Origin of the sequence: Streptomyces sp. NPDC049954 (genome assembly GCF_040656295.1) — a bacterium.
In the GTDB taxonomy this organism is placed as follows: domain Bacteria; phylum Actinomycetota; class Actinomycetes; order Streptomycetales; family Streptomycetaceae; genus Streptomyces.
The window spans coordinates 165840-188060 of the sequence record NZ_JBFALS010000013.1 but is presented as its reverse complement, the minus strand read 5'-3'; the positions used below and the strand labels follow the sequence as shown (position 1 = coordinate 188060).

Sequence of the window (22221 nt, the reverse complement as noted above, 5' to 3'; positions counted from 1 at the left end):
CTAGTACTGGACGTACTTGGGTTTTCGGCCGGTGCGGCGAGAGGACGTGCCGGGCGTCGCGACGGGGCGAACATTGCCTGCTGCGGCACTAGCCGGTCCGGGCGCCCGCGCGTCCGTCCGTCGCCGCCCGGACCGCGAAAGGCCCGTTCCCCCTGGGGGACGGGCCTTTCGCGTCTCGCTGCCGCCGACTCAGGGGCGGGTCAGCCGCAGCAGGGGGCGCTTGGGCTGGAGGGTGATGCCGATCCTCGGCTCGTCGACCGTTTCCGGGACGGTCTCGACGTGCCAGTGCCGGACGGTGTTGGCGAGGACCAGCGCCGTCTCGGTGAGGCTGTAGACGTCACCGGGGCACTTCCGCTTGCCGGTCCCGAAGGGCATCATCGCGTAGTCCGGTACGCGCGCGGCCCGTTCGGGAAGCCAGCGGTCGGGGTCGAAGCCGGTGGCGTGCTCGAAGGAACGCGGATCGCGCTGGAGGGCGTAGGGGCTGTAGAGCACATCGGCTCCGGCCGGAATGCGGTAGCCGCCCAGTTCGGTGTCCGTGGCGGTTCTGCGGGTGAATATCCAGGCGGCCGGACGCAGCCGCATGGATTCGGTCAGCAGATTCCGGGTGACCGTGAGTTTGGGCAGGTCCTCGAAATCCACCGGGCGCCGCGGCGCGACGGTATCCACCTCCTCCCTTATCCGCCGTTCCCATTCGGGGTGTTCGGCGAGCAGCAGAAAGGTCCAGGCGAGGGTCGCGGCGACGTTCTCGGCGGCGGCGACGACGAGGGACACCACGTTGTCGTGGATCTCCCGGTCGGCCAGCGGGGCGCCCGTCTCGTCCTTGGCGCGCAGCAGCACGGCGAGCAGGTCCTCCCCGCCGCCCTCGGGTTCGTCCCCGGCCCGGCCCTCGTGCGCGCGCCTGCCGTCCGCGATGATCCCGCCGACCAGGGCGTGCAGTTCCGCCAGGGCGCGGTTGAAGCGCCGGGCGGCGGGGGTCGGCAGCCGGTGCAGCGGCCCGAAGGAGAGCACCATGCGCTGGTACAGCCCGCTGAAGACGGTGTGCAGGGCGTCCGCGATCCGGTCCGAGCGCTCGCCGCTCGCGTCGACCTCCAGGAGGGAGCGGGAGACGATGCGGACGCCGGTGCGGAACATCTCGGCGCCCATGTCGACGACCGTGTCCTCCTGCCAGCCGTCGGCGGTGCGGACCGCCTCCTCGGTCATGACGGTGGCGTAGGCGGCGATCCGGTCGGGGCGGAAGGCGGGCTGGATCGTACGGCGCTGGCGGCGGTGGAGCGCCCCGTTGCTCGTGGCGACGCCCTTGCCCAGGAGGATCTCCAGGGTCTCCCACAGGGGGCCGCCGACCTCGTAGTCGGGGCTCCTGAGGAGGGTGCCGACGAGTTCGGGCGCGCACACCGCGTAGACCTGCTTGGGGCCGAGCGCGATGCGGACGAGTTCCCCGTGCTCGCGCAGTCCGGCGAGGAAGCCGAGCGGTCCGCGGGCGAGCGTCAGGGCGTGGCCGAGCCCCGGGAGGCGGCCACCGACGAGGGGGACGGGGCGGTCGCTCATCAGCGGTCCTCCTGCGGCGCGTGCGGGGCGGCGGCGGGGCGGCCGTCGGAGTCGTTCACGTAGGGCGGCAGGGCGGGATCGCTCCAGTGGTCGACGCGATAGCGTCCGGATTCGTGGTGGAACCAGTAGACGGCCGGAAACCAGTTCCGCATATTCCCCACGCATGACAGGACGGCATTGCGGAGCCCGTTCCCCCGCTCCCCGCCCTCGGCCGCGAGGGATTCCGCGAGCCGGGTCACCTCGCTTTCCGCCTCCAGGAATGCGGTGACGCGGCCCTCGACCCTTTTCCGTACTTCGGCGACGGCGGTTTCGAGGGTCAGGTCCTCGTGCCGTATGAGACTTATCCCGAGATTGTGCACCTCGTCCCCCGCTATTTCCTTCGGCAGCGAGCACAGGTCGTTGTACCAGGCCGAGAAGTCCTGGCAGGCGAGACCGGCGGCCCGGTAGGCGGGGTGCTGGCGGACTTCGGCGGGCAGTTCGGCCCCGGCCACCACCTCCAGCAGGTCGAGCCAGATCTCGTGGCCGAAGGTGAGCCGGCGCAGCTCGACGTACTCGTCCACGGGCGGCACGGTGGCCCCGGTGCGGTTGCCGAACTCCCGGTCGTAGGCGTCGATCACCGGGTGGAAGTGGCGGGCGAAGCGGGCGCGCCAGCCCGGGCCGGCCGGTGCGCCCATGCGCTGGACGCAGTCGGCGAAGGCCGCGACCAGCGGGTCGGCGTGGTGCTGGTGGGAGGCGGGGGCGTCGAGTGAGCGGTGCAGGTCCTCGCACAGGTCGCTCCAGGCCGCGTCCCGGCCGTGCACCGCGTCCCGGTCGTGCCGGTCGTCCCAGGCGAAGAACCAGATGCTGAAGTCCGCGATGGCGCTGAGCGTCGCCTCGGAGGCGCCGAGGTAGTAGCCGGCCACGAGGTCGGTGTAGCGCAGCCCGTCGACGTGGGCCTCGGCCCGGGCCGGGTCCATGAGCCGTTTTTCCACGACCCAGAGCCTCGACTTCTCCTGAAGCTTTGGCCAATACTCGTGGAGGTGGCGAGTGAAGTCCCTTTCCACCGCGGCGATCCGGAAGGCCGCGGGGACCGTGGCCGCCGGAGTCGGTGAAGTACTGGACGAGAAAGCAGGCACGAGCGAACCCCTTTCGGGCGCCGGACGGCCCGGACCGGGTCCCCGTCCCCCGGTCCACGCCGTCGTAAAACACAGCGCTTCCCATTCAGCCCTATAACTGACCGAAAAGGGAACAGATTTGGGTCAGGAATCATCTTCGGACACCGGGAACTCGCCCCGGACTGACCGGAATCTGTTGTTCCGCGCCCACTTCCGTCCCGTAAACCCCAGGAGAAGTACCGGCATATGACAAAGCGCCCGGCCGGAGGCAAGGCCCGGCCGGGCGCTTCGTCACGGGTGCGGCCCACCCGTGGGCGGCCGGTCAGTCGTTGGGCACGGTCTCGTAGCGGGGCGTGCCCTCGGCCATCTGCCGCAGCGCGTCCTTGCGGTCCCGCTTCGAGAGACGGTCGATGTACAGGTAGCCGTACAGGTGGTCGGTCTCGTGCTGGAGGCAGCGCGCGAAGTAGCCGGTGCCGCGCACCTTGACGGGGTGCCCCTGCTCGTCCTGGCCGGTCACCTCTGCGTAGTCGGTGCGCGGGGTCGCGGCGTAGGCCGTGGGCACCGAGAGGCAGCCCTCGTTCGAGTCGTCGAGCCGGCGGCGCTCGGCGGGCAGCTCCGTCAGGACCGGGTTGCAGACCACGCCGACGTGGCGCGCCCCGTCGTCGTCCTGGCAGTCGTAGACGAACACCTTGAGGTCGACGCCGATCTGGTTGGCGGCGAGGCCGACCCCCTCGGCGGCCCGCTGGCTCGCGAACATGTCGTCCACGAGGGCCGCCAGCTCCGGGCCGAAGTCCGTGACGTCCTTGCACTCCTTGTGCAGGACCGGGTTGCCGACGACGGTGATCGGGCGGGCCGTCCCGCGCGCGCGGTAGGCCTCCTCGCGCTCCTCGGTGTCCTCGGTGTCGAGGACGAAGCCCTCCTCGTCGACCGGGAGCACCCCCTCGTGCTCCCGCGCCGTCTGCTCCTGCTCAGTGTCCTGCTGCGCCATGTCCGCCGCTTTGCCTTCCTGGAAACCCGGGCCGCGCGCGGGGCCGCCTCGGCCCCGCAAGCCCTCTTCTGCTGCCCGCACAGCCTACGGCCCCCGTGCGGGCCTCAGCAGACCTCTTCCAGATCGCGCCAGCCGCGGGAGTCCGGGCTGTCCGCGATCCAGCCGTCCAGCAGCCCGCGCACCAGTTCGCGGGGGGCGGCGATCCCGCACTCCCGCTCGGGCGCCCAGCGGGCCCCCGGGTTGTGGTGGCCGAGCGGTCCGGGGTGGCCGGGCTCACTGTGGTCGTGCGGGTCCTGGCGGTCGCCCTCCCCCGCCTCGCTGGGCATCCGGCTCTCCGAACAGGAGCGGCACAGCAGCCGCACCGAGGAGGACCAGTCCTCGGCGGCGAAACCGGCGTCGGCGGCAAGCTTCTCCAGCGCGTCCCGGTCCTCCTCGGTGGCCGCCTCCAGCAGCACCACCCAGGTCGGCACGGGCGAGGGCGCCCACAGCTCGATCTCGTCGAACACCGGGAAGGACTCGCCGCCCGCGGTGGTCCGCTCCCCGTTGGGCACCCCGTCGTGCAGGACGACCTCGCCCCAGCGGCGGCCCGAGGAGGGCAGCGGCACCGACAGCACCTCGATACGGGCCGGGTCGACGCGTTTGCCCCACACGACCTCGGCCTCGCCCTCGGGCGACAGCCGCACCGCGGCGCTGCCCAGGTCCATCCCGGCCGGTGGCTCCCCGGGCGCGACGGTGGCGCCCGTCGGCATCCGCAGCCCGTACGCCTGCCAGGCCCTGCGGGCCAGCGGCCAGTCCTGGAGGGCGGTCGCGGCGATCCCCACGTTCCACCAGTCCGGGGCGCCGCCCGAGCGGTCGAGCAGGGCCACCGCGCGCAGCCCGGCGGCCCTCGCCTGCTCCCAGTCGTGGCGGAACTTGTGCAGCAGCGCCAGGTTGAACCAGGACTCCGAGAGCCAGGGCTCCAGATCGGCGGCGCGGGTCAGCAGCGCCCCCGCGTCCTCGTAGCGGCCGTCACCGATCAGCGTGAAAGCGCGGTCCGTGGCCTGCCGCCAGGAGGCGGAGGGCCGGTGTCGTCCCTTGCCGAAGATCCTCACGATTCCCGCCTGCATCCCCGCTGCCGTTGACTTCCGGGCCGCCGCCCCCGTGTGTGCCCCCGGGCCGGCCGACCGCGCCGCCCGGGGCTCTCCCGGCCGGTTCCGTACGGTCCTGTTCCCGCACGTCCGGCGTCCAAGGGGGTGTCCGGACACCCCCTTGCGCCTGTCTTCGCATCCAACCACGGACGGCCGTACGCCCGCTCATTACCCATGGGTTACCCAGTGCGGGGCCCGCTAAGGCCACCTCGGGACACGACCCTGGCCAGACATTCCACGACGGCGCTCTCGTAGTCCGCCCCCGCGCCCCGGCGCAGCCGCTCCAGGGCCTGCGGGCACCCCGCGGGCCCGTCCCCGTCGCCGGGTGCGCGCGGCTCGGCGGCGGCCAGTTCGTCGTACGCGTTCGCGGCCCGCACGATACGCGCGCCCAGCGGCTGGCGGTGACAGGGGTCGGCCTGCCGCTCGACGACGAGGGCGACCTCGGCCGGGACCCCCGCCTGCCGGGCCACCTCGGCGCCGAGGACGGCGATCCGGCGCTGCTGGGCGGGCGGGAGCCCGCTCGTCGCACCCCCCGGCACCGGGTCCACCAGGGACAGCTGTCCGATGTCGTGCATGAGCGCCGCGTACTCCAGGACGGTCAGCCTCCGCTCACTCAGCCCGAACTCGCGGCCCATCGCCCGGCTCAGCGCGGCGACCCTGGCGGCGTGGCCCGGCGGGGTGTGCCCGGCGATCTCGGTGGAGCGGGCCAGCGCGGCGATGGTCTGCCGGTAGACGCCGCGCACCGCCGCGTACCGCCCGAAGGAGAACTGCGCCAGGAACATCGGGACGGCGATCAGCGGCAGCACCCACACCCCGGCGACGCCCACCGCGAGGGCCGCCACCGCGCCCGCCACGCACACCGCCGAGCCGATCCCGCACCGGGCGCGCAGTTCCTCGCGCAGCAGTCCGCCGTACGGCCAGCGGGTGCGGGCGTGCTCCAGGAGCGTGGCGAGCGCGGCGTCGCACAGGACGGCGAGCAGGACGACGAGGACGATCCAGCCGACGAACAGCGGACCCCGGCCCACCTCGTACCCGTGCGCGGTGCCCACGGCATACAGCGGGCGGCACAGCAGCGCCACGAAGGCGAGGGTCAGCAGGCGGCGGGCGAGCCGTTCGGGGCCGGGGTCCCGGCCGAGCACGAGCAGCGGGAGGCTGCCGGCCAGCGCCCCGGTCACGGCCACGGCCATCACCTGGAGCACGCCGTGCCGCGCGGGCGCCCCGGCGACGGTGGCGAGCAGCCCGTAGCCGAGGGCGGCGGCGGACGCGAGCGGCGCCGGTTCCCGCTCCTCGGCGTTCTCCCGCCGGGTGGCCTGGCCCACGGCGACCAGCAGCGCGAAGCCGAGCGCGGTGCCCGGACGGTCGATCCCGGCCGCCGCCGTCCCGGCACAGGCCACGGCGCCCAGGACCAGCATCGCGGCGTACACCAGGAGCAGGGCGGGGGGCGCGGCCCGCAGCCCGGCCGTGCTCATGCCTCGCCCTTGCGGGTGAGCCCGTCGCGGCGGGCCGCCGGTACCTCGGTGGCCGCTGGTACCCCGGTACGGGCCGCCGCCTCGGTGGCACCCGCGCCGGGCTCCGCCGTGCCTCGCGCGCACGGCGGGGGCGGGAGGGTCTGCGGCCCGACGTGCACGACCGGCTGCCAGCCCTCCTTCGCGAGGGCGCGGACGAAGGCGGCGACCACGCGCGGGTCGAAGTGGCTGCCCGCGCAGCGTTCGAGTTCGGCGACGGCCACCTCGACGGGCCTGGCCCTGCTGTAGGAGCGGGTCGAGGTCATCGCGTCGAAGGCGTCGGCGACGGCCACGACCCGGGCGGCCTCGGGGATGCGGGTGCCGCTGAGCCGGTGCGGGTAGCCGGCGCCGTCGTAGCGCTCGTGGTGGTGCAGGATCGCGGCCCGGGCCTCGTCGAGGAAGCGGATGTCGCGCACCATCTCGTGGCCGTACTCGGGGTGCAGGCGGATCAGGTCCCGTTCCTCCTCGGTGAGCGGGCCGTCCTTGCGCAGCACCCGGGTGGGCACGGCGAGTTTGCCGAGGTCGTGCAGGAGGCCCGCGAGGCGCAGTTCCTCGGCGCGCGCGGCGTCCATGCCCAGCTCCCTGGCGATCATCGCGGCGGCCTGGCCGACCCGCTGTCCGTGGCCCCGGGTGTAGCGGTCCTTGAGGTCGACGGCCTGGACGAGGGCGCGCAGGGTGGCCTCGTGGGCGGCGCGTTCCTGGTGGTAGAGGGCGAAGACCCAGCAGGACAGGTACATGGGCAGCAGCGCGGGCAGGGCGGCCGGCGGTCCGTAGGAGCTGAGCCACAGCAGCGCCATGGTGAGGGCGGCGCAGCCGTGCACGAGGACGGCGGCCAGGGAGCGCAGCGCGGCCCCGTCGCGGCGGACGGCCGCCGCGGGCAGCCGCTCCGTGCTGCGGCGCAGCGCGCCGTCGAGCAGGGCGAGGACCGCCCAGAAGGCGAGGACGGCGGCGAGGGCGGGCAGCAGCAGGGCCGGGCGGGCGTGCGTGAGGGCCTCGGGGCCGCCGAGCAGGTGGTGCGCTGCGGAACCGGCCGCGCAGGCCACGGCGAGCCGCGCGGGCCGCCACAGCCTGCGGGCGCCCACCGGCCGGCCCTCCGCCCCGGCGAGCAGCGCGCCGGGCACGACGACCAGCGCGGCCTGCGCCGGGGGCAGCAGCAGCGCCCCGGACAGCGGCACGGGGTAGAAGGTGCCCATCCCCCGGGGCACGCGGCTGCCGAGGACGGGGCAGCGCGGAATCCGCTCGCACAGCGCGTGGAGCACGAGGAGCACGGCGATGCGGCCCCAGTACGGAGACTCCTGTCCAGCGGGCGGGCCCACCGCGAGCGGCCTCGCGAGCAGGGGCAGGACGCAGCCGAGCCCGGCCAGCGCGGTGCCCAGACCGAGGGCGCGCGCGGACGGGGCGAGGACCCGCACGGACGGTGTGAGCATCCTCATGGCGCCTCCCCCGGCGGGCCCGGTCCTTCCGGTGCCTGTGGCCGAAGCTCGCGTCGGCCACAGGATGGGGAGAATAGGGGCGCGGCGGGACGGTCAGGACGGCTTCGGCGACTTCCCCCCGTTCCGCGGGCCGGGATTAACGCGTTCGAGTGAAGCGGGGGGCGTGTGGCTGCACACGGGCATATGCCGGGTGCGCGGGCACGGGACAGGGCCGAGTCCGGCGCGCGCGGACACCGTGCGGGGGACGACCGGACCGGCGCACGCGGGTCCGGGCCGCGCGGCGGAACCAGCCGGTGCGCAACGCGCGGAAGGCCGTGACCTCGGCGGTCACGGCCTTCTTCGCTCACCCGCCCCCGGGCGTCGCCGCACGCGGCGCCCGGGGGCGGGCAGGGGGTGTTCACGAGCGGCCGGGAGAGCCCGGCCTGCGGTTCAGGACTCCTTGACCGTCCCCGGGACGTCGGCCACGGAGGCCGTGATGTCCTGGTCGGGCACCGCCTGCCCGGAGCGGATCAGGTCGATCCGGCCCAGGACCTTGGCGCGCAGGTCGGAGGGGACGTCGTCGTGGCCGCAGCAGCGCTTGACGAGCTGCTTGACCGCCTGTTCCAGACCGTACTTCTCCAGGCAGGGGTTGCACTCCTGGAAGTGGTCCTCGTACTTGACGCACTCGGCGTCGGGGATCTCGTGGTCCAGGATCTCGTAGAGGTGGTCGAGGACCTCACTGCAATCCGTCTCGTGCGGCTCTCCGCAGCTCATGAGCCCGAGCCTTTCAGGTCGTCCGGCTGTCCGGCGCCGGCCGGGACCAGTCCGCGGTCGCGGGCGTAGTCCTCCAGCATTCCGCGCAGCTGGCGGCGGCCGCGGTGCAGCCGGGACATCACCGTACCGATGGGTGTCCCCATGATGTCCGCGATCTCCTTGTAGGCAAAGCCCTCGACATCGGCGAGATAGACCGCGATGCGGAACTCCTCGGGGATCGCCTGGAGCGCACGCTTCACGTCGGAGTCGGGCAGGTGGTCGAGCGCCTGCGACTCGGCCGAGCGCAGCCCGGTCGACATGTGCGACTCGGCGCGCGCGAGCTGCCAGTCCTCGATCTCCTCGGCGGCGCTGCGCTGCGGCTCACGCTGCTTCTTGCGGTACGAGTTGATGAACGTGTTGGTCAGGATGCGGTACAGCCACGCCTTGAGGTTGGTGCCCTCGCGGAACTGGTGGAAGGACCCGTACGCCTTCGCGTACGTCTCCTGGACCAGGTCCTCGGCGTCCGCGGGGTTGCGCGTCATGCGCAGCGCCGCCGAGTACATCTGGTCGAGGAACGTGAGCGCGTCCCGCTCGAAGCGCGCGCTGCGCTCGGCGGCCGACTCCTCGGGCTGCCGCACCTGGCCGTCTTCCGTCCCTGCGTCGGTCCCAGTGACCCGACCCACCTCCTCCGACACCGTGGCGGCGCCCCTGCGTGGCCGCGCGCTCGTCTCGGAGAATAGTCGACCTTCGGTCCCGGGGGCCTGACGATCCACGCCACCCGCCCCGGTGAAAGGGGTCGTCTTCGCCGCGGGCAGGACCGACCAGTCCAGGGCGGTGGACCTACGACTGGGGCAAAGGGTGGATCCCATGCGGCGGTCATCCTCTCGTGCTTGGCTGCAACTACGCCTCGCACAACAGGAGTCGCCCCCGTACTATTCCGCCGCCCCGGGAAGGGCGGCCGCGGGCGCCGGTCCTACGCCGCGCGACCGAGGCCGGACGTCCAGTCCCGTACGGCGCGGGTGAGCAGGCTCACGGCCTCCTCCTGGCTCAGCGGCGCCCGCTTCGGTACGGCGAAGCCGTGGTCCCCGTACGGGATCTCGGCCAGCTCGTGGGCGCCCGCCGGGAATTCGGCGGGCTTCCCGAAGGGGTCGTTGCCGCCCTGGACGACGAGGGTCGGCAGCCCCGTGGCCAGCAGTTCCTCCGCCCGGCTCTTCTCGGGGCGGCCCGGCGGGTGCAGCGGGAAGCTCAGCGCGAGGACGGCCTCGGCGCCCAGTGCGGCGGCGGTCCGGCAGGCGACCCTGGCCCCGGCGCTGCGCCCGCCGCAGACGACGGGCAGCCCGGGCGCGGCGAGCGCGGGCCACACCGCGTGCCAGCCCGCGTCGAGGGTCTTCGGCGCGGGCGCCACCTTCTTCCCGGCCACCCGCCAGGGCTGCTCCACCAGGGCGACGGTGACGCCGTCCGGGGGAAGGGCCTCGGCCAGCGCCCGCAGATCGCGCGCCTCGATGCCGCCGCCCGCCCCGTGCCCGAGGGCGAGGACGAGCCGGGGGCGCGGTGCGGGATGCCAGGTGACGCGGGCGGGTCCGGCGGGGGCCTGGACGATTTCCTCGTGCATCCCGCCATTGTCGTGTCCCGCCCGGACGGGTCCCCGGCGGCACGGCGCGCGGCGGGCCGCAAGGCGCGTCACGTCACGCCACAGCAGAAGACCCGCGCCCCGGACCGGCACCGCCCGGCCTCAGAACAGCGTCTCCTCCTCGGGCCCCTCCAGCTCCTTGAGCAGTTCCGGCCCGTTGTTGCGCACGTTGCTGACGGCGGTGGAGACCGGGAAGGCCCGCATGAGGCCCTCGGGCGGCGGGGCGAGCAGTTCGCGCAGCTCCTCGACGTCCGTGCGGGAGGGGTCCAGCCACGCCTCCCACCGGTCGCTCGTGAGCATGAGCGGCATGCGGGGGTGGATGTCGGCGAGCGAGCGGGGGCCCTCTGCGGGCGGTACGGCGAGCGGAGCGGTCTCGGCCTCGGTGGTGAGCACCGTGCAGGTGACCCACCAGGCGCTCGGGTGGTCGTCCGGCAGGGTCCGGTCCCGCCAGAACTCGTAGAGCCCGGCCATCGCGAAGACGGAGCCGTCGGCGGGGGTCACGAAGTAGGGCTGTTTCCTCGGCCGTTTCCTGCGCCCCCGCTCCTCCAGCTGCCGCTCCTCGGTGCCGGTGACCCACTCGTAGTAGCCGTCGGCGGGCAGGAGGCAGCGGCGGGCGGCGAAGGCGCGGCGGTAGGCGGGCTTCTCGTGCACCGTCTCGGCGCGGGCGTTGATCATCCGGGCGCCGCCCTCCGGGGTCTTGGACCACGAGGGCACCAGCCCCCATTTCAGGGGCCGCAGCTGGCGAACCGGACGGCGCGGATCGGCGTCCTCCTCTTTCAGGGGGCGGGCGAGGACCGCGGGGACCTGTTTGGTCGGGGCGACGTTCCAGTCGGGGGCGAGCGTCTCGGCCGGCTCCCACTTCTCCACCTCGAACAGGGCTGCGAGATCCTCGGGGCCACGACTGGCCGCATACCGTCCACACATATCTGCCAGCCTGCCATGCCCGCGAACGTCACGAGGAGCCTTCCGCCCCATGCACACCACCTATCTCGCCGGACTGTGGGACGGCTCCGACGGGCTGTTCGGCAACCAGCCGGCGCCCGCTCGCTGGCTCGTCCTGACGACGCTGCTGCTCGCCCTGTTCGCGGTCGGCCCGCGCCTGATATGGCGCCTGTCCCGCAACGCGGTGACGATCGCGCACGAGGGCGGGCACGGACTGGTCGCCCTGCTCAGCGGCCGCCGCCTGGACGGCATCCGGCTGCACTCGGACACCTCGGGGCTGACGGTGAGCCGGGGCCGGCCCACCGGGATCGGCATGATCCTCACGGCGGCGGCCGGCTACACCGCTCCCCCGCTGCTCGGGCTCGGCGGCGCCTGGCTGCTGGCCGCGCACCACAGCACGCTGCTGCTGTGGGCGGCGACCGCGCTGCTGCTGCTCATGCTGGTGATGATCCGCAACGCCTACGGGGTGCTGACGGTGTTCGTCACGGGCGGCGCCTTCCTCCTGGTGTCCTGGCTGACCGAGCCGGAGGTGCAGTCCTTCTTCGCGTACGCGGCGGTGTGGTTCCTGCTGCTGGGCGGGGTGCGCCCGGCCTTCGAGCTCCAGGCGAAACGGCGCGGCGGCGGGGCCCAGGAGTCGGACGCGGACCAGCTCGCGCGGCTGACCCACGTACCGGCCGGGCTGTGGCTGCTGCTGTTCCACGCGGTGTCGCTCGGCTGCCTGGTCGCGGGCGGGCGCTGGCTGCTGGATCTGTGAGGCCGCGAACCGCCGTCCGACCGGGCCGGGTGACGCCAGGGGCGGCAGGGTCTGTCGCGACGGACCGCGGGGCCGGCCGACGACCGATGTCCATACCATCTCTCTGTTGCGGTCCGGTTTCGGCACTTTTGATCAGGATGATGGTTCACCCGGAGCCACTAAAGTAAAGACATGACCGAGACCCCAGCACTTACCGACCTCTGGCCCGCCCCCCACGCGGACGGACCCGTCAGCGCGACGGTGCAGGTGCCCGGCTCCAAGTCGGTCACCAACCGGGGGCTGGTCCTCGCCGCGCTCGCCGCCGAGCCGGGCTGGCTGCGCCGCCCGCTGCGCTCGCGGGACACCCTCCTGATGGCCGGGGCGCTGCGCGCCATGGGCGTCAAGATCGAGGAGACGGTCTCCTCCAGTTCCTCGGCGACCGGGGACCCGGCGGGCAGCGGCGAGGCCTGGCGGATCATCCCGGCCGGTCTGCACGGCGCCGCCTCGGTGGACGTGGGCAACGCGGGCACGGTCATGCGGTTCCTCCCGCCGGTCGCGACGCTCGCGGACGGCCCCGTCCACTTCGACGGCGACCCGCGCTCCTACGAACGGCCGCTGCACGGCGTGATCGACGCGCTGCGCGCGCTCGGCGCCCGGATCGAGGACGAGGGGCGCGGCGCCCTCCCGCTGACCGTGCACGGTGGCGGGGCGCTCGACGGCGGCAAGGTCGAGATCGACGCCTCAAGCTCCTCCCAGTTCGTGAGCGCGCTGCTGCTGTCGGCGCCGCGCTTCAACCAGGGCGTCGAGGTCCGGCACACGGGCCGCTCGCTGCCCTCGCTGCCGCATATCCGGATGACCGTCGACATGCTGCGCTGTGTCGGCGCGCAGGTCGACGAGCCGGAGACGGGCGGCGAGCCGAACGTGTGGCGGGTCTCGCCGAGCGCCCTGCTGGGCCGCGACCTGACCGTCGAGCCGGACCTGTCGAACGCGCAGCCCTTCCTCGCGGCGGCCCTCGTGACGGGCGGCCGGGTCGTCGTACCGGACTGGCCGCAGCGCACGACGCAGCCCGGTGACCGGCTGCGGGAGATCTTCACCGAGATGGGTGGTTCCTGCGAGCTGACGGAGCAGGGCCTCGTGCTGACCGGCTCGGGCCGGGTGCACGGCATCGACGTGGACCTGAGCGACGTCGGGGAGCTGACCCCGGGGCTCGCGGCGGTCGCGGCCCTCGCCGACTCCCCGTCCACGCTGCGCGGCATCGCCCACCTGCGGCTGCACGAGACGGACCGGCTGGCCGCGCTCACCAAGGAGATCAACGAGCTGGGCGGTGACGTCACCGAGACCGCCGACGGTCTGGTGATCCGGCCCCGTCCGCTGCGCGGCGGCGTCTTCCACACGTACGACGACCACCGTATGGCGACGGCCGGGGCGATCCTCGGGCTCGCGGTTCCCGGTGTCGAGATCGAGAATGTGGGGACCACCGCGAAGACGCTGCCCGACTTCCCCGATCTGTGGACCGGGATGCTCGGGAACTGACGGCCGGGACTCTCATGCGCCGCTACGGGAAGAACCCCGACGAGGACGACATCCGCGTACGCCCCGGCCGCCGCAGCCGCCCGCGTACCCACATCAGGCCCAAGCACGAGGACGCCGCGGGCGGCCTGGTGCTGACCGTGGACCGGGGCCGCATCACCTGCCTGGTCGAGGACCGGGTGGTGCTCGCCATGAAGGCCCGCGAGCTGGGCCGCAAGGCCGCCGTGGTCGGTGACCGGGTCGCGCTGGTCGGCGATCTGTCCGGGGCCAAGGACACGCTGGCCAGGATCGTGCGGATCGAGAAGCGCGCCTCGGTGCTGCGGCGTACGGCGGACGACGACGACCCCTACGAACGGGTGGTCGTCGCCAACGCCGACCAGCTCGCCGTCGTCACCGCGCTCGCCGATCCCGAGCCGCGTCCGCGCATGATCGACCGCTGTCTGGTCGCGGCCTACGACGGCGGGCTGTCCCCGCTGCTCGTGCTGACCAAGTCCGATCTCGCCTCCGCGGACGCGCTCCTGGAGACCTACGCGCCGCTCGGCGTCCCCTACGTCGTCACGAGCCGCGAGGAGCTGTACGACGGGGACGCGGCGCACCGCGTGCGCGAGCTGCTGGAGGGGAAGGTCACGGCCTTCGTCGGGCACTCGGGTGTCGGCAAGACGACCCTGGTCAACGCCCTGGTGGACGCGGACCGGCAGCGTACGACGGGGGTGGTCAACGCTGTCACCGGTCGCGGCCGGCACACCACGACCTCCGCGCTCGCGCTGCCGCTGGCCGGGGGCGGCGGCTGGGTCGTGGACACTCCGGGGGTGCGCTCCTTCGGACTGCACCACGTGGACCCCTCGCGGGTCGTGCTCGCCTTCCCCGATCTGGAACCGGGGACGGAGAACTGCCCGCGCGGCTGCACGCACGACGAACCGGACTGCGCGCTGGACGCGTGGGTCGCCGAGGGCCACGCCGATCCCTCCCGGCTGTACTCCCTGCGCCGGCTGCTCGCCACCCGGGAGCGACGCGAGGGCGACTGACCGGTCGTGGTTTGTGCCCGCCAAAGAAAAGGTAAAGGCATAATCGCGGCAGGCCCGCAGCCGGCGGACCGTCACGGGCGCACCGTGCGCCGGGTGGTGACGCTCGGCACGGCCCGGGACGCGGGAGATACGCGGGACAAGGGGAGGCAACACATATGGCGTGGCTGCTGGTCATCGTGGCCGGGCTGCTGGAGACGGGCTTCGCGGTCAGTCTGAAGCTGTCGCACGGGTTCACCCGGCTCTGGCCGACGATCGCCTTCGCCTCCTTCGCGCTCGGCAGCTTCGGCCTGCTGACGCTGGCGCTCAGGAAGCTCGACGTCGGCCCGGCCTACGCGGTGTGGACCGGGATCGGCGCGGCGGGGACGGCGATCTACGGCATGGCCTTCCTCGGCGACATGGTGTCGGTCCTCAAGATCGTCTCGATCTCCCTCGTCGTCGCGGGGGTCATCGGCCTCCAGCTCTCGGGGTCGGCGCACTGAACGGGTGACCCGCCGTCCGTAGCGTGACGCGGCGGCGCTCGGCGGACAGGGATGAGCCGTGCCCCTGCTCTCCGCTCTCTTCGCGGTGATCGCCGCCGCCAGCAACGCCACCGGCACCGCCTTCCAGCGCAAGGCCGCCTCGACCGTGCCCTCGGGCGGCGGACTCGGGCTGCTGCGGCGGCTCGCGCGCCGCCCCGCCTGGTACGTGGGCATCGCCGGGCTCACCGGTGCGGCCCTCTTCCAGGCCCTGGCCCTCGCGAACGGGCCACTCTCCCTGGTCCAGCCGATCTTCATCCTGGAGCTGCCCTTCGCGCTCCTGATCGGCTTCCCGCTACTGCACCGCCACCTGCCCGCGCAGGGCTGGTGGGCGATCGCGACGGTGGTGACCGGTCTCGCCCTCGTCCTGGCCGCCGCCGATCCCTCGGGGACCCGGGACCAGGCGCCCATGACCCGCTGGCTCCCGGCGCTGGCCGCGTGCCTGGGCGCGATGGCGCTGACCGTGCTGCCGGCGCTGCGGGCCCGCTCGGGCCTGCTCAAGGCGGCGTGCCTGGGAGCGGGTTCGGCGGTCGGCAACGCGGTGACGGCGGCTCAGCTGAAGTCGGCCACCGGGACCCTCCAGGAGGACGGTCTCGCCGCCTTCTTCCAGACCTGGCAGACGTACGGCTTCGTGGCCACCGGGATCGCGGCCGTGCTGCTCCTGGAGAACGCCCTCCAGGCGGGTTCGCTCGCCGCCTCCCAGCCGGCTCTGACCATCGGGGACGCGGGCATCTCCCTGGTCCTCGGCATCACCCTGTTCGACGAGAGCGTGCGGGCCGGGTGGTGGCTGCTGCCGGAGCTGGCCGGGATCGCACTGATCGTGTGGGGCATCCAGAAGCTGACCCGCACCGTCCCGCACATCAGCGACCTCGCGGGCTGAGCGGCGGACCGGACGGGAACCGGGGATCCCACGACCGGTCGCAGCGACACGCCCCGTATGCACTAATTGTCATGACATCGGTGGACGGGTGCGCTGTGCGCCGTCCACTTCCCCGCTGCCTCCGGGCGCACGAGAGGAACACGTATGCCCACCGTGACCACGCGCGACGGTGTCGAGATCTTCTACAAGGACTGGGGCAAGGGACGCCCGGTCGTCTTCCTCCACGGCTGGCCGCTGGACGGGGACGCCTGGCAGGACCAGCTGAAGGCCGTGGCGGACGCCGGTTTCCGCGGCATCGCCCACGACCGGCGCGGTCACGGCCGTTCCACCCCGGTGTGGGACGGCTACGACTTCGACACCTTCGCCGACGACCTCGACGACCTCCTCACCCGGCTCGGCCTGCGGGACGTGACGCTCGTCGCGCACTCGATGGGCGGCGGCGAACTCGCCCGCTACATCGGCCGACACGGCACGGGCCGCGTCAGGTCCGTCGTCCTGCTGTCGGCGATCACCCCGCTGATGCTCCAGGGGCCGGACAACCCCGAGGGCGTGCCGCAGAGCGTGTTCGACGGCCTCAAGGAGGGGATTCTCGCCGAGCGCTCCCAGTTCTGGAAGGACACCGCGGCCGGGTTCTTCTCCGCCGACCGCGAGGGGAACAAGGTCACCCAGGGCAACAAGGACGCCTTCTGGTACATGGCCATGAAGGAGACCATCCAGGGCGGCGTGGCCTGTGTGGACGCCTTCGCGGCCACCGACTTCCACGAGGACCTCGCGAAGTTCGACGTCCCCACCCTCGTGGTGCACGGCGACGACGACCAGATCGTCCCGATCGACGCGACCGGCCGCAAGACCGCGAAGCTCGTCCCGGGCGCCGAACTCAAGGTCTACGAGGGCGGCTCGCACGGCATCGCGCTCGTCCCCGGGGACAAGGAGAAGTTCGCCAGGGACCTCCTGGAGTTCCTGAAGCGCTGAGGCCGCCGCCCCCGGTGCGGCTGACTGCCCTCGGTGGGCGGGAACCCTCCCGCCCACCGACGCGCGAGACGCCCGCTGGCCCGGGGGCGAGGCGGATCGATACTGTTCGGCCATGGCCGACTATCACGATGATCTGCGTCTCGCCCATGTGCTGGCCGACGCGGCCGACGCGACGACGATGGAGCGGTTCAAGGCCCTGGACCTCAAGGTCGAGACGAAGCCGGACATGACGCCGGTGAGCGAGGCGGACAAGGGCGCCGAGGAACTGATCCGCAGCCACCTCCAGCGGGCCCGGCCCCGGGACGCGATCCTCGGCGAGGAGTACGGGCTGCGCGGCACCGGCCCGCGCCGCTGGGTGATCGACCCGATCGACGGGACGAAGAACTACGTGCGCGGGGTCCCGGTGTGGGCCACCCTCATCTCCCTCATGGAGATCGTGCCGGGCCAGGGCGGCGAGCAGGGCACCTGGCAGCCGGTGGTCGGTGTGGTCTCCGCGCCGGCCCTGAAGCGGCGCTGGTGGGCGGCGAAGGGCCACGGCGCCTTCACCGGCCGCAGCCTGACCTCGGCGAGCCGCCTGAAGGTCTCCGGGGTGTCCCGGATGTCCGACGCCTCCTTCGCGTACTCCTCGCTGACCGGCTGGGAGGAGCAGGGGCGGCTGAACGGCCTGCTGGACCTGAGCCGCGCGGTGTGGCGCACCCGGGGCTACGGCGACTTCTGGCCGTACATGATGGTCGCCGAGGGCTCGGTGGACATCTGCGCGGAGCCCGAACTGTCGCTGTGGGACATGGCGGCCAACGCGATCGTGGTGACCGAGGCGGGCGGCAGCTTCACCGGCCTGGACGGGCGCCCCGGGGTGCACAGCGGCAACGCGGCGGCCTCCAACGCGCTGCTCCACGACGAGCTGCTGAGCTATTTGAACCAGCGGTACTGAACCGCCCCCGGACGAGGCCAAAACGCCCGGCCCCCTGCTGCGGGGGCCGGGCGTCCGGCGTCCGGTGAGCGGAGGGGTCAGCCGCGAAGGGCCTGGACCGCGGCCTCCAGCCGCTTGCCGAAGTCCGGGTCGGCCTGCCGGAAGTTGTTGACCGCCCGCACGGCGATGTCCTCGCGGGTGACGCCCGAGATGTTCTGCGCCAGGTTCTCGATCAGGCGCTCCTTGGCGTCCTCGGGCAGGAGCCGGTAGAGGTTGCCGGCCTGTACGAAGTCGTTGTCCTCGGCGTGCGAGGGCGCCACGTGGTTGCCGGTCGTCCCGGACACCGGGGTGGGCTGCCACAGCGGCTGCCCGGTCTCGACCGCGCCGCCGAAGCTGTTGGGCTCGTAGTTCTTGGCGCCCTTGTGGCGGCCGTCGTAGAGGTAGCCGTCCCGGCTGTTGGTACGCGCCTCGGTGGCGTGCGGACGGTTGACCGGCAGGTGGTCGGCGTTGATGCCGACGCGGTAGCGGTGCGCGTCACCGTAGGCGAACAGCCGGCCCTGGAGCATCTTGTCGGGGGACGGGCCGATGCCGGGCACGAAGTGGGCGGGGCTGAAGATGGACTGCTCGACCTCCGCGAAGATGTTCTCCGGGTTGCGGTTCAGCTCCAGCTTGCCGATCTCGATCGGCGGGTAGTCCTCGTGCGGCCAGACCTTGGTCAGGTCGAAGGGGTTGAAGCGGTACGTGGCCGCCTCGGCCTCCGGCATGATCTGCACCTGCACGGTCCAGGACGGGAAGTCGCCGCGCTCGATGGCCTCGCGCAGGTCGCGCTGGTGCGAGTCGGGGTCGAGACCGGAGGTCTCGGCGGCCTCGGAGGTCGTCAACGTCTTGATGCCCTGGTCGGTCTTGAAGTGGTACTTGACCCAGAAGACCTCGCCGGCGGCGTTGTTCCACTGGTAGGTGTGCGAGCCGTAGCCGTTCATGTGGCGGTACGAGGCGGGGATGCCGCGGTCGCCGAACAGCCAGGTCACCTGGTGCGTGGACTCGGGCGACAGGCCCCAGAAGTCCCACACGTTGTCCGCCTCCTGGGAGCCGGTGTACGGGTCGCGCTTCTGGGTGTGGATGAAGTCGGGGAACTTGATGGCGTCCTTGACGAAGAACACCGGGGTGTTGTTCCCGACGAGGTCGTAGTTGCCGTCCTCGGTGTAGAACTTCAGCGCGAAGCCACGCGGGTCGCGCACGGCGTCGGCCGCGCCGAGGTTGCCGGCCACGGTGGAGAAGCGCAGGAAGGTCTCGGTCTGCTTGCCGACCTCGGACAGGAACCGGGCACGGGTCCACTGGCTGACGTCACGGGTCAGCGTGAAGGTCCCGTAGGCGCCGGCGCCGCGGGCGTGCACGACCCGCTCCGGGATGCGCTCGCGGTTGAAGTGGGCGAGCTTCTCCAGCAGCGCCTGGTCCTGCACCAGAACCGGGCCACCGACGCCCGCGGTCTCGCTGTTCTGGTTGTCGGCGACCGGAGCCCCGGCCTCCGTGGTGAGCGGTCCCTGCGTCACGTGCGCCTCCTGCGTCGTTCCCGGCCCCTGGTGCGAAAAGTGGCCCTGAAGTAAGAAGCCGCCGCGCCCTCGGCCGCCGCGCGGTACGTGACCGGACGACTCCCCCTGGGCGAGCGACAAGGCCGATCCTACAATGGACATTGTCTAAGTCAAGTGAACATCCAACCTCACACACGTTCGGGTCTAGTGCCCCTGACTGTTAGACTTGAGGACATGAGTGACCTTTTGGAACGTCTGCGTGGACGCGGTTGGCGGATGACTGCGCAGCGACGCGTCGTGGCCGAGGTCCTCGACGGGGACCACATGCACCTGACCGCCGACGAGGTGCACGCGCGCGCCGTCGAGCGGCTGCCGGAGATCTCCCGGGCCACGGTCTACAACACGCTCGGTGAGATGGTCTCGCTCGGCGAGGTCCTGGAGGTCGCGACCGATCACCGGGCCAAGCGTTACGACCCGAACGCCCACCACCCGCACCAGCACCTCGTGTGCGCGCGCTGCGGGGCGATCAAGGACGTCCGCCCGGCCGGGAACCCGCTGTCCGACCTTCCGGTGACGGAACGCTTCGGCTACACCGTCTCCGACGTCGAGATCACCTACCGGGGCCTGTGCCCGGACTGCGTCGGCGCCTGAACCCGGCCCCCGCGCGCGGGGGCCGCTCGCGGCGGCTGCGGCGGCATACACCGAAGGCCCGGATCCCCTGAGGGATCCGGGCCTTCGGTCTTCAGTAGCGGGGACAGGATTTGAACCTGCGACCTCTGGGTTATGAGCCCAGCGAGCTACCGAGCTGCTCCACCCCGCGTCGATGTCTCGACTGTACGGGGCCGGGCGCCGCACATGCAAATCGGTTCCCCCGGCGCCTCTCTGTGCTGCTCAGGCGCCGTGTCGCTGAAGGCCCCCGCCCGCCACTCGGCCCCGCGCCGCCCGAGCCCCCGCCGCGCGGGCGCCGTACCGCTCAGGCGCTCAGTTCCTGCTGGAGCGCGTCCCGCAGCCGGGCGGCGCGCTCGGCGACCTCGGCCGGGCCCGCCTGCACGGCCTTGTCGCACCACTCCTGGCTCTCGACCAGCTCGCCCCTGCGGGCGAACAGCAGCGCGAGCCGCAGCGCGGCGCGGCCGTGACCGGCCTCCGCCGCGCGCCGCCACCACAGGGCGGCCTCCGGCTCGCTGCCCTCCCTGGCCAGCAGGAGGCCGAGGTTGAAGGCGCCGTTGCTGCTCCCGGCCTCGGCCGCCTCGCGGTATCTGCGCGCCGCGAGGACTATGTCGCCGCGTGCGGCGGCGAGCATCCCGGCCCGCACCTGGGCGCGCCGGTGCCCCTGGTCGGCGGCCCGCTCGTACCACTCCTCGCACTCGTCACGTTCGGTCAGGACGCTCTCGCCGAGCACCGGCGGGCCCTGCGGGGGGCGTCGGGCGTCCAGTACGGAGGCGAGCCGGTAGGCGGCCTCCGCGCTGCCGCCGCCGGCCGCGCAGCGCAGGTGCCGCTCGGCGGACTGCTCGTCGCCCTCGCGCAGCAGGGCCATGCCGACCTGGAGGGCCGCGTCGGTGTGCCCGGCGGCCGCCGCGCGCTCGTACCAGCGCAGCGCGCCGTCCTCGTCGCCCCGGCCGCTGTGCAGGATGCCCAGGTTGAAGGCGGCGTCCACGCTCCCGCCCTCGGCGGCCTTGGAGAACCAGGGCTCCGCCCCGGCGGCGTCCCCGGCCTGGAGCAGCAGGACGGCCAGCGCGTTCGCCGCCTCGCGGTGCCCCGCGTAGGCCGCGGTGCGGTACCACTGCTCGGCCTGCGCGGTGCGGCCCTGCTCGGCGCAGAGCAGGGCGAGGTTGTAGGCGCCGTTGTCGTCGCCCGCGTCCATCGCGGCCCGGTACCAGCGCTCGGCGGTCTGCGGCTCGCCGCGCTCTGCGTGCAGGGCGCCGAGCGCGTTGGCCGCGTTGCCGTCGCCCTCCTGGGCGGCCTTGAGCCACCACACGGCGGCGCTCTCCTGGTCCCCGGCGTCGCGCAGCAGGAAGCCCAGGGCGCAGGCCGCGCGGGCCTCGCCGTCCTTGGCCGAGGTCAGGTACCAGCGCCCGGCCTCCTTCAGCTCGCCGCGCTGCTCCAGGATCGCGCCGAGGTGCAGCGCCGCCTTGCGGTGTCCGCGTGCGGCCGCCTGCCGGTACCACTGCTCGGCCTCCTGGGCGGGGGTGAGTCCCTCCGTCCGCTCGGCCGCCCTCGGGCCGCTCTGCGCGGACCCCGCGGGCTGCCGCCGTGCGGTGGCCAGCGGGGCCGAGCCGTCCCGCGGGCCGGGGATGGACAGCGCCGGGGCGGCGCCCGCGCGGCCGGAGCGACGCGGCCCGGGCAGTACGGGGCCGCGCTCGCGGCGCGCCTCGTCGGCCACCCGCTGCTCCAGGATGCGGGCGGTGCGGTAGGCGGCCTCGCGGTGCCCGCGCTCGGCGGCGCTGCGCATCCAGCGCTCGGCCCCGGGCTCGCCCCGGTGTTCGAGCAGGTCGGCGAGGGCGTACGCGCCCAGCACATGGCCCTGTTCGGCGGACTGGCGCAGCCAGTAGTCGGCGGCCGGTTCGTCACCGCGCTCGCGGTGGTGCCGACCGAGGGCGTGCGCGGCGGCCGCGGAGCCCGCGACGGCGGCGACCCGCCACCAGCCGGCCGCCTCCTCGGGGTAGCCGCGCTGGTGCAGCAGGACGCCGAGGTTGTTGGCGGCGGCCCGGTCGCCCGCGCCGGTCGCGGCGCGCAGGTGCGGTTCGGCCTCGTCGAGCTCGCCGCGCCGCAGCAGCATCGCGCCCAGTTCACTCATCGCGGCGACATCGCTCTCGGCCGCGGCGCGCAGCCTGGCCTCGGTCTCGGCGCCCGGCTCGGCGTCGCCTCCCTCGGGGCTTTGGGGGGCCCGGTCGGCGGACGGGGCCGGGGAGCCCCCGGGGCCGACACCGACGTACCCGGGGACGGCGGACAGGACGCCCCGGCCGGGCTGGGCCGGCAGACGCCCGGAGCCGGACCGGGCCTCGGCGTGGAGTTCACGGGGCGCGCGCGCACCGGCGGGTGCACCGGTCGGCTCCGCACTCAGGTCATGCGCACCGGACCGCGCAAACCTCCCGGACTCCCACAGAGTCGCCTTGTCCCCCATAACGTCCATC

General features: G+C 73.4%; 20 protein-coding genes and 1 tRNA gene. 8 read left to right on the top strand and 13 right to left on the bottom strand.

Annotation, left to right across the window (positions count from 1 at the left end):
- Positions 1-189 precede the first annotated feature (189 nt).
- The 10 genes from AB0J21_RS26940 to AB0J21_RS26895 form a co-directional block, all read right to left on the bottom strand.
- Complete coding sequence (locus AB0J21_RS26940) at positions 190-1545, bottom strand: cytochrome P450 (RefSeq protein WP_363148699.1); 1356 nt, start codon at positions 1543-1545, stop codon at positions 190-192.
- Positions 1545-2501 (bottom strand): multidrug MFS transporter, encoded by a 957-nt coding sequence (locus AB0J21_RS26935; RefSeq protein ID WP_363148710.1) that lies wholly within the window; start codon positions 2499-2501, stop codon positions 1545-1547. The genes AB0J21_RS26940 and AB0J21_RS26935 overlap by 1 nt, the downstream gene beginning before the upstream one ends.
- Before the next feature lie 460 nt (positions 2502-2961).
- On the bottom strand, positions 2962-3627 hold the full coding sequence (gene def, locus AB0J21_RS26930; RefSeq protein ID WP_363148698.1) for a peptide deformylase: 666 nt from the start codon (positions 3625-3627) through the stop codon (positions 2962-2964).
- A gap of 104 nt (positions 3628-3731) precedes the next feature.
- Positions 3732-4718 (bottom strand): hypothetical protein, encoded by a 987-nt coding sequence (locus AB0J21_RS26925; RefSeq protein WP_363148697.1) that lies wholly within the window; start codon positions 4716-4718, stop codon positions 3732-3734.
- A 215-nt stretch (positions 4719-4933) separates the two neighbouring features.
- Positions 4934-6223, bottom strand: a complete 1290-nt coding sequence (locus tag AB0J21_RS26920) for an HD domain-containing protein (RefSeq protein WP_363148696.1) — start codon at positions 6221-6223, stop codon at positions 4934-4936.
- Positions 6220-7692, bottom strand: a complete 1473-nt coding sequence (locus tag AB0J21_RS26915; RefSeq protein ID WP_363148695.1) for an HD-GYP domain-containing protein — start codon at positions 7690-7692, stop codon at positions 6220-6222. The genes AB0J21_RS26920 and AB0J21_RS26915 overlap by 4 nt, the downstream gene beginning before the upstream one ends.
- Positions 7693-8121: 429 nt before the next feature.
- Positions 8122-8445, bottom strand: a complete 324-nt coding sequence (gene rsrA / locus AB0J21_RS26910; RefSeq protein WP_363148694.1) for a mycothiol system anti-sigma-R factor — start codon at positions 8443-8445, stop codon at positions 8122-8124.
- Positions 8442-9107 carry a sigma-70 family RNA polymerase sigma factor gene (locus AB0J21_RS26905; protein ID WP_363148693.1) on the bottom strand — a complete coding sequence of 222 codons (666 nt, stop codon included), beginning with the start codon at positions 9105-9107 and terminating at the stop codon, positions 8442-8444. Before AB0J21_RS26905 ends, rsrA begins: the two co-directional genes overlap by 4 nt.
- Before the next feature lie 290 nt (positions 9108-9397).
- Positions 9398-10036, bottom strand: a complete 639-nt coding sequence (locus AB0J21_RS26900) for an alpha/beta family hydrolase (RefSeq protein ID WP_363148692.1) — start codon at positions 10034-10036, stop codon at positions 9398-9400.
- 120 nt (positions 10037-10156) lie between these two features.
- A complete protein-coding gene (locus AB0J21_RS26895; protein ID WP_363148691.1) occupies positions 10157-10978 on the bottom strand; it encodes an SOS response-associated peptidase in 822 nt (273 codons plus the stop codon).
- Positions 10979-11027: 49 nt separating this feature from the next.
- On the opposite strand from AB0J21_RS26895, the gene AB0J21_RS26890 reads away from it, so the two are divergent.
- From AB0J21_RS26890 to hisN, 7 genes are all read left to right on the top strand, one after another.
- On the top strand, positions 11028-11750 hold the full coding sequence (locus AB0J21_RS26890) for a M50 family metallopeptidase (protein ID WP_363148690.1): 723 nt from the start codon (positions 11028-11030) through the stop codon (positions 11748-11750).
- Positions 11751-11921: 171 nt separating this feature from the next.
- Positions 11922-13262 (top strand): 3-phosphoshikimate 1-carboxyvinyltransferase, encoded by a 1341-nt coding sequence (gene aroA, locus AB0J21_RS26885; protein ID WP_363148689.1) that lies wholly within the window; start codon positions 11922-11924, stop codon positions 13260-13262.
- A 14-nt stretch (positions 13263-13276) separates the two neighbouring features.
- Positions 13277-14284, top strand: a complete 1008-nt coding sequence (gene rsgA, locus AB0J21_RS26880; RefSeq protein ID WP_363148688.1) for a ribosome small subunit-dependent GTPase A — start codon at positions 13277-13279, stop codon at positions 14282-14284.
- A gap of 155 nt (positions 14285-14439) precedes the next feature.
- Positions 14440-14763, top strand: a complete 324-nt coding sequence (locus AB0J21_RS26875) for a multidrug efflux SMR transporter (RefSeq protein WP_363148687.1) — start codon at positions 14440-14442, stop codon at positions 14761-14763.
- A gap of 58 nt (positions 14764-14821) precedes the next feature.
- Positions 14822-15679 (top strand): DMT family transporter, encoded by an 858-nt coding sequence (locus AB0J21_RS26870; RefSeq protein ID WP_363148686.1) that lies wholly within the window; start codon positions 14822-14824, stop codon positions 15677-15679.
- Positions 15680-15823: 144 nt separating this feature from the next.
- Positions 15824-16651 carry an alpha/beta hydrolase gene (locus AB0J21_RS26865; protein WP_363148685.1) on the top strand — a complete coding sequence of 276 codons (828 nt, stop codon included), beginning with the start codon at positions 15824-15826 and terminating at the stop codon, positions 16649-16651.
- 112 nt (positions 16652-16763) lie between these two features.
- Entirely contained in the window at positions 16764-17582 is an 819-nt protein-coding gene (gene hisN, locus AB0J21_RS26860) for a histidinol-phosphatase (RefSeq protein ID WP_363148684.1), read from the top strand.
- Between the two features lie 77 nt (positions 17583-17659).
- On the opposite strand, the gene AB0J21_RS26855 is transcribed toward hisN, so the two are convergent.
- The gene (locus tag AB0J21_RS26855; protein WP_363148683.1) at positions 17660-19111 is read right to left on the bottom strand and encodes a catalase; all 1452 of its coding nucleotides are present in this window, start codon (positions 19109-19111) and stop codon (positions 17660-17662) included.
- A 213-nt stretch (positions 19112-19324) separates the two neighbouring features.
- Here AB0J21_RS26855 and AB0J21_RS26850 point away from each other — a divergent pair, with 213 nt between their 5' ends.
- A complete protein-coding gene (locus AB0J21_RS26850; protein WP_363148682.1) occupies positions 19325-19741 on the top strand; it encodes a Fur family transcriptional regulator in 417 nt (138 codons plus the stop codon).
- Between the two features lie 95 nt (positions 19742-19836).
- Here the strand turns inward: AB0J21_RS26850 and AB0J21_RS26845 are convergent.
- A tRNA-Met gene (locus tag AB0J21_RS26845) sits at positions 19837-19910 on the bottom strand.
- A gap of 153 nt (positions 19911-20063) precedes the next feature.
- Positions 20064-22220, bottom strand: coding sequence for a tetratricopeptide repeat protein (locus AB0J21_RS26840; RefSeq protein WP_363148681.1), 2157 nt, complete (start codon positions 22218-22220; stop codon positions 20064-20066).
- Between the last annotated feature and the right edge of the window lies 1 nt (position 22221).

Coding starts and splice junctions, on each gene's coding strand:
- AB0J21_RS26940 (WP_363148699.1), bottom strand. CDS start 1,545: ATGAGCGACCGCCCCGTCCCCCTCGTCGGTGGCCGCCTCCCGGGGCTC.
- AB0J21_RS26935 (WP_363148710.1), bottom strand. CDS start 2,501: ATGGACCCGGCCCGGGCCGAGGCCCACGTCGACGGGCTGCGCTACACC.
- def (WP_363148698.1), bottom strand. CDS start 3,627: ATGGCGCAGCAGGACACTGAGCAGGAGCAGACGGCGCGGGAGCACGAG.
- AB0J21_RS26920 (WP_363148696.1), bottom strand. CDS start 6,223: ATGAGCACGGCCGGGCTGCGGGCCGCGCCCCCCGCCCTGCTCCTGGTG.
- AB0J21_RS26915 (WP_363148695.1), bottom strand. CDS start 7,692: ATGAGGATGCTCACACCGTCCGTGCGGGTCCTCGCCCCGTCCGCGCGC.
- rsrA (WP_363148694.1), bottom strand. CDS start 8,445: ATGAGCTGCGGAGAGCCGCACGAGACGGATTGCAGTGAGGTCCTCGAC.
- AB0J21_RS26900 (WP_363148692.1), bottom strand. CDS start 10,036: ATGCACGAGGAAATCGTCCAGGCCCCCGCCGGACCCGCCCGCGTCACC.
- AB0J21_RS26895 (WP_363148691.1), bottom strand. CDS start 10,978: ATGTGTGGACGGTATGCGGCCAGTCGTGGCCCCGAGGATCTCGCAGCC.
- AB0J21_RS26890 (WP_363148690.1), top strand. CDS start 11,028: ATGCACACCACCTATCTCGCCGGACTGTGGGACGGCTCCGACGGGCTG.
- aroA (WP_363148689.1), top strand. CDS start 11,922: ATGACCGAGACCCCAGCACTTACCGACCTCTGGCCCGCCCCCCACGCG.
- rsgA (WP_363148688.1), top strand. CDS start 13,277: ATGCGCCGCTACGGGAAGAACCCCGACGAGGACGACATCCGCGTACGC.
- AB0J21_RS26875 (WP_363148687.1), top strand. CDS start 14,440: ATGGCGTGGCTGCTGGTCATCGTGGCCGGGCTGCTGGAGACGGGCTTC.
- AB0J21_RS26865 (WP_363148685.1), top strand. CDS start 15,824: ATGCCCACCGTGACCACGCGCGACGGTGTCGAGATCTTCTACAAGGAC.
- hisN (WP_363148684.1), top strand. CDS start 16,764: ATGGCCGACTATCACGATGATCTGCGTCTCGCCCATGTGCTGGCCGAC.
- AB0J21_RS26850 (WP_363148682.1), top strand. CDS start 19,325: ATGAGTGACCTTTTGGAACGTCTGCGTGGACGCGGTTGGCGGATGACT.
- AB0J21_RS26840 (WP_363148681.1), bottom strand. CDS start 22,220: ATGGACGTTATGGGGGACAAGGCGACTCTGTGGGAGTCCGGGAGGTTT.